The organism is Corynebacterium jamesii, from assembly GCF_046097395.1.
Classification (GTDB): Bacteria; Actinomycetota; Actinomycetes; order Mycobacteriales; family Mycobacteriaceae; genus Corynebacterium.
The window spans coordinates 1,688,634-1,702,110 of sequence record NZ_CP175789.1 but is presented as its reverse complement, the minus strand read 5'-3'; the positions used below and the strand labels follow the sequence as shown (position 1 = coordinate 1,702,110).

Below are 13,477 nucleotides of genomic sequence, written 5' to 3'. Positions count from 1 at the left end.
GGTTGCTGCTTTTATAGTTTTTTCCGGACGCCACCTCGCGCCGGTTCGGCCAGCACCTGACTGTCGGGAGCGCTAGTCGTCGCCCGCCTCGGCTGCGTCATCTGCGTCGTCGGCACCTGCGCCAGCACCTGCACCTGTGCCTGCGTCGGAGGCGCCGCCAGCGTTTCCGCCAATCCCGCCGCCGGGGCGGGTGGTGCCAGCGCCAGGTTGGCCGTTTCCTCGGTTGCTGTTGGGTGCGGGGCGGTTGCCTTCACGCTCGGGGCGGGAGGGCTGGGGGTTGCTAGAGGGACTAGAGCTTTCGGATTCTTCGGTGGAGGTTTCCTGCTCCGTCTGTACGGGCTGCTGAGGCGCGTAATAATCCTGGTAGCCGCCACCGTAGCCAGGACCTGCGTCGGGGGTCGGCGTGGTGTCGTCGTCATCGTACTTTCCAGTGGTGGTGGGCTTGGGGTAAGAGGGCTTCAGCTGCTCGGTGTTGGTAGTGCTTCCGGGGGCGCCCGTTTCTGTGGAACGCATGGTGGTGAACGCGACTGCCGCGACGATGATGGCGGCGATCAGTCCGAGGGTAAGTACCCAGGCCCAGAAGGGCATGATCCCAAAAAACTTCCGGATGCCGGACTTTGGCTTCTCTTCCTCTTCGTACTCGTCTGGTGTGCCCGGGGCGCTGTTGTACCCGGAAGCGCTTGCCTGGTTTGCGTCTGCCTGCTCGTGGCTGGCCGCTGTGTCCTCTTGGCTGGCCGCTGTGCCGGAGTCGCTGACGGCCTTCATCACGGAGGTTTCTTCGGCATCGCTTACGGCCTTCCCCGAGTTAAGGGGGTTGTTATTGTCAGTCGGGTCAGCGTCAGTCATGGAAAACCTACCTCTGTATCTGGGTGTGAGGCCAAGGGAGCGGGGGCTCTTTTCTACGAGATTTCATTCTAGGTTACTGAGTGCCTGCGGCACATTCCCAGTCTCTAGCGCTCAGCTCATCAGCCCCTTAGCCCTGACGCACCGCGGAAGCGAAACGGCGGCGGATCCAGTGTTGTTCTGGACCCGCCGCCGTTATTCAGCGTGCAAGCTAGTCGCGCTTACCGTGCGCCTTACTGAGCGCCTGGAGCACCCGGAGCGCCTGGTGCGCCCGGTACGATGTTGGTCAGCTTGATCGGACCGCCATCGTTGGTCGGCTGTGCCGGCTGGGCGGGCTGTGCCTGCTGAGCGGGCTCAGTAGACTGCTGTGCCTCCTCAGCATCAGCCTCAGCCGGAGCAGCCTCAGCAGTTTCAGCCTCCGCCGGAGCAGCCTCAGCAGTTTCAGCCTCCGCCGGAGCAGCCTCAGCAGTTTCAGCCTCCGCTGGAGCAGCCTCAGCAGTTTCAGCGGCAGCTGGAGCAGCCGGAGCTGGTGCGCCCGGAGCGCCAGGCGTCATTGCCGACAGCTTAATCGGGCCACCATCCTGTGCGGGCTGGGCAGCCGGAGCAGCAGCCGGAGCGGCCTGTTCTGCCGGGGCAGCCTGTGGAGCCTCTGCCTGCTGCGGTGCTTCTGCCTGCTGCGGAGCTTCGGGGGTCTCAGTGTCAGCCTCAGCCTGATCCGAGTCCTCGGAGGAGGCTGCAGCAGCGGCGCCAGCACCTGCAGCCGCAACACCTGCACCAGCTGCAGCTGCCGGAGCGGCAGCCGGGGCAGCAGGCGCGCCCGGGGCTCCCGGGGCTCCCGGAGCGGTCGCGTTCAGCTTGATGGGGCCACCATCCTGAGCGGGTTGGGAAGCCGGTGCGGCGGCCGGTGCGGCCTGTTCAGCTTCCGGAGCCTTCTCAGCCTGCGGTGCAGCCGGAGCACCCGGAGCTGCAGGAGCGCCCGGAGCAGCCGGGGCGCCAGCCGACGGAGCGGAAGGTGCTGCCGGAGCGCCCGGAGCAGCCGGAGCACCCGGAGCAGACGGTGCTGCCGGAGTGCCTGCCGACGGAGCCGAAGGTGCTGCAGGTGCACCCGGAGCAGACGGTGCTGCCGGGGCGCCAGCCGACGGAGCCGAAGGAGCACCCGGTGCGGACGGAGCTGCAGGAGCACCCGGAGCTGCAGGTGCACCCGGAGCGCCAGCCGACGGAGCCGACGGAGCTGCAGGAGCGCCCGGTGCAGCCGGTGCAGCCGGAGCAGCCGGTGCGCCAGCCGACGGAGCCGCAGGAGCACTCGGCGCAGACGGTGCTGCCGGAGCGCCAGCCGACGGAGCCGCAGGAGCACTCGGAGCAGACGGTGCTGCAGGAGCACCCGGAGCCGACGGAGCCGAAGGAGCACCCGGTGCTGCCGGAGCGCCAGCCGACGGAGCCCCCGGTGCAGACGGAGCCGAAGCAGCCGCACCAGCAGCTGCCGCACCAGCACCAGCAGCAGCCGCGCCGCCAGCAGCTGCAGCAGCTTCCTTCTTCTTCTTGGCCTCTTCAGCCTTGCGCTTCTTCTCCTCGGCAGCCTTCTTCTTGGCTTCTTCCTCGGCCTTGCGCTCGGCCTCTTCGCGGGCCAACTTCTCTTCGTCTACCCAGCCACGCTCTGGCGCAACCAGGAACTCCGGAGACTTCGGAGCCGGCAGTTCGCCGTCGACCAGGATGGACTCGCGGAACATCTGGGAAATATCCAGAACCTGGGTGCGGTCCTGCTTGTTCTCGATCTCGGACTGACGGTTGTTCACGCCGTCCGTCATCATCGTCTTACAGAACGGGCAGCCAATTGCGATGGCATCCGAGCCGGTGGCCAGAGCCTCGTCCGTACGGTTCAGGTTGATGCGCTCGCCCAGGTGCTCTTCCATCCACATGCGGGCACCACCAGCACCACAGCAGAAGCCGGTGTCTCGGTTACGATCCATCTCCACCAGGTTGGCGCCAGAAGCGCCGATTAGCTCACGCGGAGCCTCGAAGACCTTGTTGTGGCGGCCTAGGAAGCACGGATCGTGGTAGGTGACCTGACGGCCGTTCTGCGGCGCAGATACCGGCTCCAGGCGGCCTTCGCGGATCAGCTTGTTCAGCAGCTGCGTGTGGTGAACAACCTGGTAGTTACCGCCCATGTCCGGGTATTCGTTGCGCAGGGTGTTGAAGCAGTGTGCACAGGTAACAACGATCTTGCGCTGCTTCGGCGGCACGCCCTCGAAGGCGTTGTCCAGCATCTCGATGTTCTGCTCTGCCAGCATCTGGAAGAGGAACTCGTTACCGGCACGGCGGGCGGAATCACCGGTACAGCCCTCGCCCTCGCCCAGCACGGCGTACTTCACACCAGCGGTGTACAGCAGGTCGGCGACTGCACGGGTGGTCTTCACTGCGTTGTCGTCGTACACGCCTGCACAGCCGACCCAGAACAGGTACTCGGTATCGTCGAAGTTCTCGATGTCTTCGCCGAAGACCGGCACCTCGATGCCATCTTTCTTGGCCTTCTGGATCCAGTCGGAGCGCTTGTTGTTGTTCTGGCCCCACGGGTTGCCCTTGGTCTCCAGGTTCTTGAACAGGCCACCCAGCTCCGTCGGGAAGTCGGATTCCACCAGTACCTGGTAGCGGCGCATGTCCACGATGTGGTCGATGTGCTCGATGTCCACCGGGCACTGTTCAACACAGGCACCACAGTTGGTGCAGGACCACAGCACGTCGGGGTCGATAACACCCATCTCGCCCGCAGCAACCAGCTGCAGTAGCGGCATGTCCGCGTGGGCGTCTACAGAAGGATCGTCCAGGACGGCAGTATCGGTAGCAGCCTCGCCGGAGAACATGCCACCGGCGTGCTTCTCGTCCTTACGCGTGGCCTTCAAGTACGGCGCGGACTCGATGGCGTGGTCACGCAGGTTGGTAACCAGCAGCTTCGGGCTCAGCGGCTTCGCAGTGTTCCAAGCCGGGCACTGCTCCTGGCAGCGGCCACACTCGGTGCACGAGGTGAAGTCCATCCAGCCCTTCCAGGTGAAGTCGTCGATCTTGCCAACGCCGATCGCGTCTTCCTCCGGATCTGCATTCTCCATGGTCAGCATGCGGCCACCGGAGGTCAGCGGCTTCGCTGCACCCAGGGCGTTACGGCCGTCGGAGTTGCGCTTCAGGAAGATGTTGAAGAACGCCATGAAGCGGTGCCAGGCAACGCCCCACTTGATGTTCATGCCGACGATGAACAGCCAGATCATGCCAGACAGCAGCTTGATCAGCGCGAAGATGGAAACCAGCAGCGGGGATTCCGGCAGGATCTTGGCCAGCTGCATCGTGAAGAAGTCGGTAGCCACGTGGCCGCCCTCGTAGCTGGCGAAGGTGGCGATCTTAGAGGCCTTCACGAAGATCATGCCCAGGCCCTCGATCAGCACAACGGCTTCGACGAAGTACGCCGCGCCGGTGTTGGAGCCGTAGAAACGGGCCTTCTGTTCCTTGTCGCCGATGTTCTGGCGGACGATGATCAGCGCGATGATGCCGATGACGGTTCCCAGGCCAAGCAGCTCGTCGACGAAGTGGTAGATGCCCCACTTGCCGATGATGGGCCAGCCGCCCTCTGGGTTAAAGATTTGAATGTAGGCCTCGAACCAGACCAGGGATCCCAGCAGGAAGCCGATCATCACCATCCAGTGAGCGATCGCAATTCCAGGTTTCTTGGCCATCTTGGTGTGGCCAAGAACTTCCTTGATCAGGTTGCCCAGGCGACCGAGCGGGTTGTCGGTGCGCTTGAGTGCCGGTTGGCCCAGACGGATTGTCGTCACGATCTGGGCGGCGCCGCGGATGAAGAACACCCAGGCGGGGAGGGATAGCAGTGCGCCAATGATGCCCAGTGGGACGGTGATGCCCCAGGGGATGTCGGATGACGTCGCCTGCCCTGCTGCCTGCAGGTACATGTGAAGCTCCTCGCAAGTCCAGTTATGTATGAAGTAATTACTTACTGGGGCAGATTAGCAGGGTGCGCCACTTTATTTGTACTTTTCTAATTCCCGGTTGACCTGGTTAAATAGGCAACATTCTTGTTGTTTAAATGTGGCTGGCGAGCGCGATCTGTTCGCGCCGCGCCGCCTTGCCCGCGCGGGTGTTGCCGAGGTGGTACATGTGTTGCTCACCTCGCGCGACGTTGAGGGTTACGTTAAGCCCTTGTTTCTTAACTGTGGACGCCCACTCTTCCGCATCCGGCAGTGAAATATCGCGGTCGCCGCAGTACACCGTTATCGCGGAGTTCCCGAAGGCTGCCTGGAGCTGGTCTGCGGAGAGGTGCAGGGGGCTGACTCGCGGATCCTCCGTGGGAATATCGCCAGCCCACAGCGCTCCTTGGCGGCGCAGCTGCACTGGGTTGAGGATGGGATCTTTTGCCTCAAAGTCGGGGATGCGCGGGTTAGCTAGATCCATGTCCAGCCACGGAGCATTGAGGATCAGCCGTGCTGGTGCCGTGGTCTTTGGCGTCGTGGTGTTTGGTGCCGTGGTCTCTGGCGAGAATTCGTTGCTAGTTGGGGCGCTAGTTGGGGTGCCAACTGGGGCTGAGAGCGCCGCCAGTGCCAGCCCGCCACCGGCCGAGTCCCCGATAATGGTGATATTTTCAGCGCCATGTTCGGCCACCAGCAGTTCGTAGCAGCGGCGGATCAGCGGGAGCGCTTCTGTGTGGTCGTGTTCGGGGAGTATGCCGTAGAGGGGGATGTCCACCCGCACGCCCGCATCCGCCAGCTGGGCGACGAAGTCCCAGTTGCGTTGCTTGATCGGGTTCACAAACCCGCCGGGCAGCACGTACAGCACGGCCTTCGTTGCCGCCTGTGCCGGGGAGAGCTCCTTAATAGCCGCGGTGTGCGGGTCGTAATCCCCCGTGTCGCCCGCGCCCCCGAACTCCATGGGGGCCACAGAGTAGACCGTGAACTCGTTGGAATCGCCCTCCGTCCGTTCACTGACGGCAAAGTGTTGGCGCAGGGAATGTGGTGGTTCGGCTGGGGCGGGAGGGGTGGAGGAGGTGGCGTCATTACCCGTTCCGGAAGAACGGCCAACCAGGCGTTTGAGGAAAGACATGGGCACAATTCTAGCTTTTCTAAGAAAAGTTGAGCGAAGTGGGAACAACTTTGGGCAGGTATGAGTTGTAGGGGATGTGAGCAAGTTGAGTGGGTTAAACTCAAGTCAGCTTGACTAGACGCGAAAAACGCGGATACTGGTTGGCAGAGACGGGCGAAGTTGAGTCCGCTCGACTAAGGCTCGATAGATTTTATTCGCCCCAGAAACAATAGGAGGAACTGATATGGGACGCGCAGTAGGAATTGACTTGGGCACCACCAACTCTGTGGTGTCTGTACTGGAAGGCGGCGAGGCAAAGGTCATCGCCAACTCCGAGGGATCCCGTACCACCCCGTCCATCGTGGCTTTCGCTAAGAACGGCGAGGTGCTGGTTGGCCAGTCCGCCAAGAACCAGGCGGTAGCCAACGTGGATCGCACCATCCGCTCCGTCAAGCGCCACATGGGCACGGACTGGAAGGTCTCCATCGACGACAAGGAGTACACCGCTCCGGAGATCTCCGCCCGTACCCTGCAGAAGCTGAAGAGGGACGCGGAGAGCTACCTGGGTGAGGACGTAACCGACGCAGTCATTACCGTCCCCGCCTACTTCAACGACGCACAGCGCCAGGCAACCAAGGATGCCGGCCAGATCGCCGGCCTGAACGTCCTGCGCATCGTCAACGAGCCGACCGCAGCCGCCCTGGCCTACGGCCTGGAGAAGGGCGACAAGGAGCAGACCATCCTGGTATTCGACCTGGGTGGCGGTACCTTCGATGTCTCCCTGCTGGAGATCGGCGACGGCGTGGTTGAGGTTCGTGCAACCGCCGGTGATAACGAGCTGGGCGGCGACGACTGGGATCAGCGCATCGTCGACTGGCTGGCTGACAAGTTCAAGGCAAGCCACGGCGTGGACCTGACCAAGGACAAGATGGCCCTGCAGCGCCTGCGCGAGGCAGCGGAGAAGGCCAAGATCGAGCTGTCCAGCTCCCAGCAGGCCTCCATCAACCTGCCGTACATCACGGTGGACGAGGACAAGAACCCGCTGTTCCTGGACGAGACCCTGACCCGCACCGAGTTCCAGAAGATCACCCAGGATCTGCTGGACCGCACCAAGACTCCGTTCCAGGCAGTGCTGAAGGACGCGGAAATTAGCGTGGACGAGATCGACCACGTCGTGCTGGTCGGTGGCTCCACCCGTATGGTTGCCGTCTCCGAGCTGGTCACCGAGCTGACCAACGGCAAGGAGCCCAACAAGGGTGTAAACCCGGACGAGGTTGTGGCCGTGGGTGCTGCCCTGCAGGCCGGCGTGCTGCGCGGCGAGGTTAAGGACGTGCTGCTGCTGGACGTCACCCCGCTGTCCCTGGGTATCGAGACCAAGGGTGGCGTGATGACCAAGCTGATCGAGCGCAACACCACCATCCCGACGAAGCGTTCCGAGACCTTCACCACCGCTGAGGACAGCCAGCCCAGCGTGCAGATCCAGGTCTTCCAGGGTGAGCGCGAGATGGCTGCGCACAACAAGCTGCTCGGCTCCTTCGAGCTGGCGGGCATCGCTCCGGCACCGCGCGGCGTACCGCAGATCGAGGTCACCTTCGATATTGACGCCAACGGCATCGTTTCCGTCTCCGCAAAGGACAAGGCGACCGGCAAGGAGAACACGATCAAGATCCAGGAAGGCTCCGGCCTGTCCCAGGAGGAGATCGACCGCATGGTCAAGGATGCCGAGACTCACGCAGAGGAGGACAAGAAGCGCCGCGAGGAGCAGGAAGTCCGCAACTCTGCAGAGTCCATGGCATACCAGACCCGCAAGTTCGTCGAGGACAACAAGGAGAAGGTCAACGAGGACACCCAGAACAAGGTCGAGGAAGCAGCCAAGGCTGTTGACGAGGCCCTGAAGGGTGACGACATCGAGGCCATCAAGGATGCAGTGGAGAAGCTGAACGCCGAGTCTCAGGAGATGGGCAAGGCCATCTACGAGGCTGAGGCAGCCGCTGGTGCTGAAGGTGCTGGTGCTGACGCTGCAGGCTCCGCCGCAAACGATGATCCGAACGTTGTGGACGCCGAGGTTGTCGACGAGGACACTTCCGCAGAGGATGATAAGAAGTAATGGCTGAAGATCTGAATCAGGATCCGGGCGCCCCGGAGAACACCGACCCGGAGGCAACCTCGGCCGAAAGTGCCGAAGCTGCCGCCGCGGAGGCTGCCGAGGCACAAGGGGTCGACGAGGGTCTGGCTGATGTGGAGGCTGATGTCGAAACTGGTGTTGAGGCTGATGTCGAGGCTGCTGCGGCTGATGTCGAGGGCGTCAATATCGAGAACAGTATCGAGGCCGAGCTAGCCGAACGCACCGAGGACCTGCAGCGCGTGACGGCGGAGTACACCAACTACCGCCGGCGCGTGGAGCGTGATCGCGTGAGTGTGATTGCCGGCGCGAAGGCTGAGGTGGCTTCCGATCTGCTGCCGATCCTGGACGACCTGGAGATGGCTGAACAGCACGGCGACCTTACTGGGCCGCTGAAGTCCATGTCGGACAAGCTGCAGTCTGTGATGGCATCCATGAAGGTGGAGAAGTTCGGCGAGGAAGGCGATGAGTTCGACCCGAACTGTCACGAGGCCGTGCAGGATACAAGTAGCGGCGACGACAAGGTTCTGGCCACCGTCCTGCGCCGCGGCTACCGCCTGGATGACCGGGTGCTACGCAATGCGATGGTCATTATCGGCGATCCGCAGTAGGTATTAAGAGCTCGCGCTAGGGATGGCGTGAGGCTTGGAGAGCTCCATGGCTTTTGCTGTGGAGCTCCTTTTCGTGGTGGGGTGGGTTTTGCGGCGGATGTGATTGACGGTGGGAGGAGATTGACGGTGGGAGGAGATTCAAGTCTAGAACAAGTGTTCGATTAATTTAGGTTTTTCTTGGAGGGGTTGTCTGGGGCGTTTTCTATGCTGATCGCGTACGGAAAACCACGGGACACGAACCACGGAACACGAATCACGGAACACGAGCCGCGAAACACTGGGTACTTCCATCATTAAAGGGGAATGATGTTCGACCAGCCCGCACCACCGGACAGACCGCCGCAAGACCAATCGCAAAACCAACCGCAGAACCAACCGCAGGGGCCGTTCTGGAAAGTTACCGATCCCACCGACCCGATGAGCGCAGCGATCTGCGACATCAATCGCAACCACGCGCGCCTCGCCTTGGCGTGCGCACCTCACGAAGACGAATGCATCACCGACGTGACAACCCGCTTGGGCGCTCGCTTGGGCCTTCCGGAGTTCCGAGTGATTCAGCTCGTCGACGTAGGAGCCACCTTCCGCCGCTTCCCATCGTTGGTGGAGCTGGCGGAGACCGGGGCTTACTCTATCGAGCTGTGGAGGATTGTCGCTCATAGCCTTGTTGCGGTTAGTGACGCCCACATCTCCGCCGTAGAAGCCGATGTTTACTCAGCACTCTCACCTACTCGGCCTAACCAGGCGATGCTGGGGCAAAGCACGATTCGCCAACGCCTAAAGAAGATCGTCATGGATCACGAGCCTTTGGCTTGCCCAATCGATCCCGCTGCACTGACTTCGCCAGCGGGCGGTGGGATAGAAGGCGCAGACGGAGCAGACGGTATAGAAGGCGCAGACGGCACGGGTTCGGGCGTAGAGGGCGTCAGTACCGAAGACATGGCAGTCCTGGGCGCCGCAACTCGGCTGGCTATCGACGACCGGCCGACCGACTACACCGAGTTCTACCTGACCCTCCCGAAGTTGGAAGCGCTGGAACTGATCCAGGCTCTCGATAGCGTGAGGAACAAGCAGAACTGTTCCAGGGTGCGGGCGCTTTTGAGCCTGGTGCGGGGGAGTGCGACCGCAGAGGTGAACCTCAACCTGTACCGCCAGGTGGACGCTCCGGAGGCGCAGATCTGGGCGGCCGGCACCTGGCTCAACCCGCTGGCCACGAAGGAGTGGATGGAGCGGGTAACTCACCTGCAGGCCCCGGGGAAGGCCGCCACCGCCGGCTATACGCCGACGCCCCTCATCCGTGCGAGCGTGGAAGGCAGGGACGGAACCTGCCGCTTCCCGGGCTGCGACACTCCAGCGCACAAATGCCAACTGGACCACGTTAAACGCTTCGTGCAGGGTAGCTCGAACGGCGGATCGGATGGCGCCCCGAACGGTGGATCGGATGGCACCCCGAACGGTGGACCGACGGACACCTCAAACCTCCACTGCCTCTGTGCCAAACACCACAACGCGAAAACAACGGGAGCCTGGGACGTGACAATTAACCCCGACGGAGAGGAAACCTGGACGAGCTTCGGAGACGGCCACACGGTGATTACCACACCAAACGGGCCGCTGGGAAGAATCACCTTCCGGCACCGAGCAGTGAAGCGAGCGCGGAAGGTGGTGGAGCACAACCAAAGGAAGCAAAAGCGCAACCTGGAAGACGAGCCGCCGTTCTAGGAACGCAACCGCCGTTCTAGCGCTTGTCGTGGTTGATCCTCTCCATGAGGTACGCCGGGGGCTGGATGTCGATCTCCGCCTTGCCGCCACCCTTCGACTTGATGTCGGTGAACGTGGTGATCTCAGCCATGTGCGAAAACATCAGTCGTGGGCTCATCGCGCCCGCCTGTCGCGAGAACTCCTGGGCTGTCACGGCCGCCATCATCTTGATGGAACCCAGCATGTCGGTGCCTTCGCCCATCTCTCGAACCAGGGTGATGTGGCGATGAGGCGTGGAAAAAACAAGTCCTTCGCTAGGGTCGATTTGCGGCAAGTAGCGTTCGAGGATTTCGTTCATCAGCAGGGGTACCGACCCCGCATAGTAAGAGCCGCTTTCGATCGCCCAGAAGCGCTCATTGGGACGGTCCTTGCTCGCTCGAACAGGCTGCACATCCAGGTCGGAAGAGATTAGCTCCTGCCATAAGTTGCGGTAGCCAATCCGGAACAAGTCCTTAACCGGGCCGCGATCTTCCAGTGAGCCTGGACTCAACGACACTACAGAGTTCGGCGTATCCAGAACCAGAGTGATGCACAGGTCATCCGAAAAAGGACGTATTGGCGAATCTGAGTTGAACTCAAGCGCATCCGCCCGCGACTGCTCCGGCAGAAGATCGATCGCCATTAGGCGCGCCCGCAAGTGGGAGTAAAATTCCGCATCGGGGAGCGAAAGCAAATCCCGCTCCGAGCTAGCAGCCGGCCCGACCAGACTATTGACGAAGTGCTCTACCAGCACAGGCATGTCCCTGCCGAAATCCTCGGCATTGGCGCACTGCTTCGTGATGTTCTCGAGCCCCAGCATCGACCCCTCTCCGTAATCTGGCGCTGGGAGTTGCCCGCCATAGGGGCCGGGGGTGGGCCCCGGGTAACTCAGAGGCTTCTCGATGTGCTCGGGCTTGCTGTAGTACACAACTTCGGGCGTGGGAGTCGCACCGTAGCCGAAGCTATTGAGTGTTCGCACAATCTGCCGGATCAGTGCCGTGGATTGGTGCAGGTCTAGGCGCGGCAGCGGCACCGGCGGATCCTGCGGGCCGGGCTCTGCTAGCGGTGTGCTGGGGGTAGGTGAGCTGGGAGTAGGCGCATTGGGAGCAGGTGAGCTAGACACGGGCGAACCGTTACTCGCGGACGAAGGGTTATCGGATGCGTCGTGCGATGAGTTATCCGTGCCGAAGAGCCGGCCAAACCAGTTGCGCTTCTTAGGTGTCATGGCTCCACCCTAGCTACTTTTAGGCTGTCGAGGCTCCGGCTGGGTCATGTGCCGAGCCTCCGGCAGAGCACGCTGCAAGACCCGAAGTGATGTTTGAGGGGAATAAATACGTAGGGGCGTCGTTAAAGAAGATTAGATAACAAAAGTTCAGCGCGGTAGACTCAAGGTTGAGTATTAACACCCCGCGTGAACAGCGCAGTAAGGAAGGAGTGACACATGGCGCACAGTGAATGGGTCGAGAAGGATTATTACAAAGACCTCGGCGTGTCCTCCACCGCATCGGCAGAGGAGATCAAGAAAGCCTATCGCAAGATCGCCCGCGAAAATCACCCGGACGCAAACCCGGGCGATACGGCGGCGGAGGAGCGGTTTAAGAAGGCCTCTGAAGCGTACAGCGTGGTGGGGGACAAGGATAAGCGCGCGGAGTACGACGACATGAAGCGCATGCTCGCCAGCGGTGGCTACTCAGGCTTCGGCGCGGGTGGTTCGGGCTTCGGTGCAGGTGGCGCTGGCGGCTTTGGTGGTGCAGGTGGCACAGGTTTTGGTGGCGGCTTCAATGTCTCTGATCTTTTTGGGCAGGACGCCACCAGTGGCGGATTCGGGGACGTCTTCGGCGGGATCTTCGGCGACGGCCCCTCCGCCGGTGCTTCCCGCAGCCGCTTCGGCGGGCGGGGTGGTCGCCGGACCCCGCGCAGCCGCGGGGCAGACGTGGAAACCGAGCTGACCCTCGAGTTCCGCGAGGCCACCAAGGGCGTGACCGTGCCGATTCGCCTGACTAAGCCCGAGCCGTGTGAAAGCTGCCACGGATCCGGCGCCAAGGCAGGCACCTCGCCACAGAATTGCGCCACGTGCGACGGCAGCGGCATGGTCAGTGAGAACAGGGGTGCCTTCGGGTTTTCCCGCCCGTGTGCAGACTGCTCCGGCACTGGCTCGGTAATTAAGGAAAAGTGCCAGGACTGCTCTGGCACGGGTCGCACAACCGAGACTCGCACGATCACCGTGCGCGTGCCTGCTGGTGTGGTCGATGGGCAGAAGGTGCGCCTGGCTGGACAGGGCTCGGCGGGGCAGCATGGCAAGCCGGCTGGCGACCTATTTGTGACGGTGCATGTGAAGCCGGACAAGATCTTTAGCCGCGACGGCGACGATCTGAAGCTGACCGTTCCCGTGAGCTATCCCGAGTTGGTGCTCGGCGGTGCGGTGACGGTGCCTACGCTGGCTTCCAAGGTGCGGGTGCGCATCCCTGCCGGCACGCAGGATGGCACCACACTGCGCGTGCGTGGCCACGGCGTGAACAAGCGCAACGGCGCCAGCGGCGACCTGCTGGTTACCGTCAAGGTGGCAGTGCCGAAGAACCTCGACGAGGGTGCGATGAGCGCGCTGCGCAAGTACTCGGAAGAGGAAAAGCGCTCCGGGTTCGACCCTCGTGAAGGATGGGAGGGCAACCGATGAGTGCAGGTAAGAACAGCGGCGAGCGCGAGGTCTTCGTGATCTCTGTCGCCGCGCGCATCACCGGAATGCATGCCCAAACGCTGCGTACGTACGACCGGATGGGTTTAGTGACGCCCCAGCGCACCAGTGGCGGTGGCCGCCGCTACTCGCGCGAAGACATTGAGCAGCTGCAGGAGATCCAGCGACTCTCCCACGAGGAGGGCGTGAACCTGGCAGGCATCAAGACGATCATTGCCCAGCAGAACCGGCTGGATGAGCTAGAGAAGGAAAACGCGGCACTGCGCCACCGCTTGGCGGAGATGCAGGCGCGTCTGGAGAGAGGTGAATCCGCCGGCGGTCGACCGCGCGGCGAGATTGTCCACGTGCCACGCTCTACCTCTGTGGTGCTGTGGGATAGGCAGAAGCGGCGGTAGGTGG

At 62.5% G+C, this 13,477-nt stretch carries 9 protein-coding genes; 5 read left to right on the top strand and 4 right to left on the bottom strand.

Features of this window, described 5'->3' with window-relative positions; translation table 11 throughout:
• Positions 1–72: 72 nt before the first annotated feature.
• From ACKFRT_RS07625 to ACKFRT_RS07615, 3 genes are all read right to left on the bottom strand, one after another.
• On the bottom strand, positions 73–846 hold the full coding sequence (locus ACKFRT_RS07625; RefSeq protein WP_408924878.1) for a hypothetical protein: 774 nt from the start codon (positions 844–846) through the stop codon (positions 73–75).
• Between the two features lie 230 nt (positions 847–1,076).
• Positions 1,077–4,793, bottom strand: a complete 3,717-nt coding sequence (locus ACKFRT_RS07620) for a (Fe-S)-binding protein (RefSeq protein ID WP_408924877.1) — start codon at positions 4,791–4,793, stop codon at positions 1,077–1,079.
• A gap of 130 nt (positions 4,794–4,923) precedes the next feature.
• Entirely contained in the window at positions 4,924–5,937 is a 1,014-nt protein-coding gene (locus ACKFRT_RS07615) for an alpha/beta hydrolase fold domain-containing protein (RefSeq protein ID WP_408924876.1), read from the bottom strand.
• Positions 5,938–6,160: 223 nt separating this feature from the next.
• On the opposite strand from ACKFRT_RS07615, the gene dnaK reads away from it, so the two are divergent.
• From dnaK to ACKFRT_RS07600, 3 genes are all read left to right on the top strand, one after another.
• Complete coding sequence (gene dnaK / locus ACKFRT_RS07610) at positions 6,161–8,023, top strand: molecular chaperone DnaK (RefSeq protein WP_049050180.1); 1,863 nt, start codon at positions 6,161–6,163, stop codon at positions 8,021–8,023.
• A complete protein-coding gene (grpE, locus tag ACKFRT_RS07605) occupies positions 8,023–8,649 on the top strand; it encodes a nucleotide exchange factor GrpE (protein WP_408924875.1) in 627 nt (208 codons plus the stop codon). Before dnaK ends, grpE begins: the two co-directional genes overlap by 1 nt.
• A 417-nt stretch (positions 8,650–9,066) precedes the next feature.
• Positions 9,067–10,368, top strand: a complete 1,302-nt coding sequence (locus ACKFRT_RS07600) for an HNH endonuclease signature motif containing protein (RefSeq protein WP_408924874.1) — start codon at positions 9,067–9,069, stop codon at positions 10,366–10,368.
• 16 nt (positions 10,369–10,384) lie between these two features.
• On the opposite strand, the gene ACKFRT_RS07595 is transcribed toward ACKFRT_RS07600, so the two are convergent.
• A complete protein-coding gene (locus tag ACKFRT_RS07595; RefSeq protein WP_408924873.1) occupies positions 10,385–11,611 on the bottom strand; it encodes a hypothetical protein in 1,227 nt (408 codons plus the stop codon).
• Between the two features lie 216 nt (positions 11,612–11,827).
• Here ACKFRT_RS07595 and dnaJ point away from each other — a divergent pair, with 216 nt between their 5' ends.
• Both dnaJ and ACKFRT_RS07585 read left to right on the top strand, forming a co-directional pair.
• A complete protein-coding gene (dnaJ, locus tag ACKFRT_RS07590) occupies positions 11,828–13,060 on the top strand; it encodes a molecular chaperone DnaJ (protein WP_408924872.1) in 1,233 nt (410 codons plus the stop codon).
• Positions 13,057–13,473: a heat shock protein transcriptional repressor HspR gene (locus tag ACKFRT_RS07585; protein ID WP_296212460.1), complete on the top strand. Its 417-nt coding sequence runs from the start codon at positions 13,057–13,059 to the stop codon at positions 13,471–13,473. Before dnaJ ends, ACKFRT_RS07585 begins: the two co-directional genes overlap by 4 nt.
• The last annotated feature ends 4 nt before the right edge of the window (positions 13,474–13,477 follow it).

Coding starts and splice junctions, on each gene's coding strand:
- ACKFRT_RS07625 (WP_408924878.1), bottom strand. CDS start 846: ATGACTGACGCTGACCCGACTGACAATAACAACCCCCTTAACTCGGGG.
- ACKFRT_RS07620 (WP_408924877.1), bottom strand. CDS start 4,793: ATGTACCTGCAGGCAGCAGGGCAGGCGACGTCATCCGACATCCCCTGG.
- ACKFRT_RS07615 (WP_408924876.1), bottom strand. CDS start 5,937: ATGTCTTTCCTCAAACGCCTGGTTGGCCGTTCTTCCGGAACGGGTAAT.
- dnaK (WP_049050180.1), top strand. CDS start 6,161: ATGGGACGCGCAGTAGGAATTGACTTGGGCACCACCAACTCTGTGGTG.
- grpE (WP_408924875.1), top strand. CDS start 8,023: ATGGCTGAAGATCTGAATCAGGATCCGGGCGCCCCGGAGAACACCGAC.
- ACKFRT_RS07600 (WP_408924874.1), top strand. CDS start 9,067: ATGAGCGCAGCGATCTGCGACATCAATCGCAACCACGCGCGCCTCGCC.
- ACKFRT_RS07595 (WP_408924873.1), bottom strand. CDS start 11,611: ATGACACCTAAGAAGCGCAACTGGTTTGGCCGGCTCTTCGGCACGGAT.
- dnaJ (WP_408924872.1), top strand. CDS start 11,828: ATGGCGCACAGTGAATGGGTCGAGAAGGATTATTACAAAGACCTCGGC.
- ACKFRT_RS07585 (WP_296212460.1), top strand. CDS start 13,057: ATGAGTGCAGGTAAGAACAGCGGCGAGCGCGAGGTCTTCGTGATCTCT.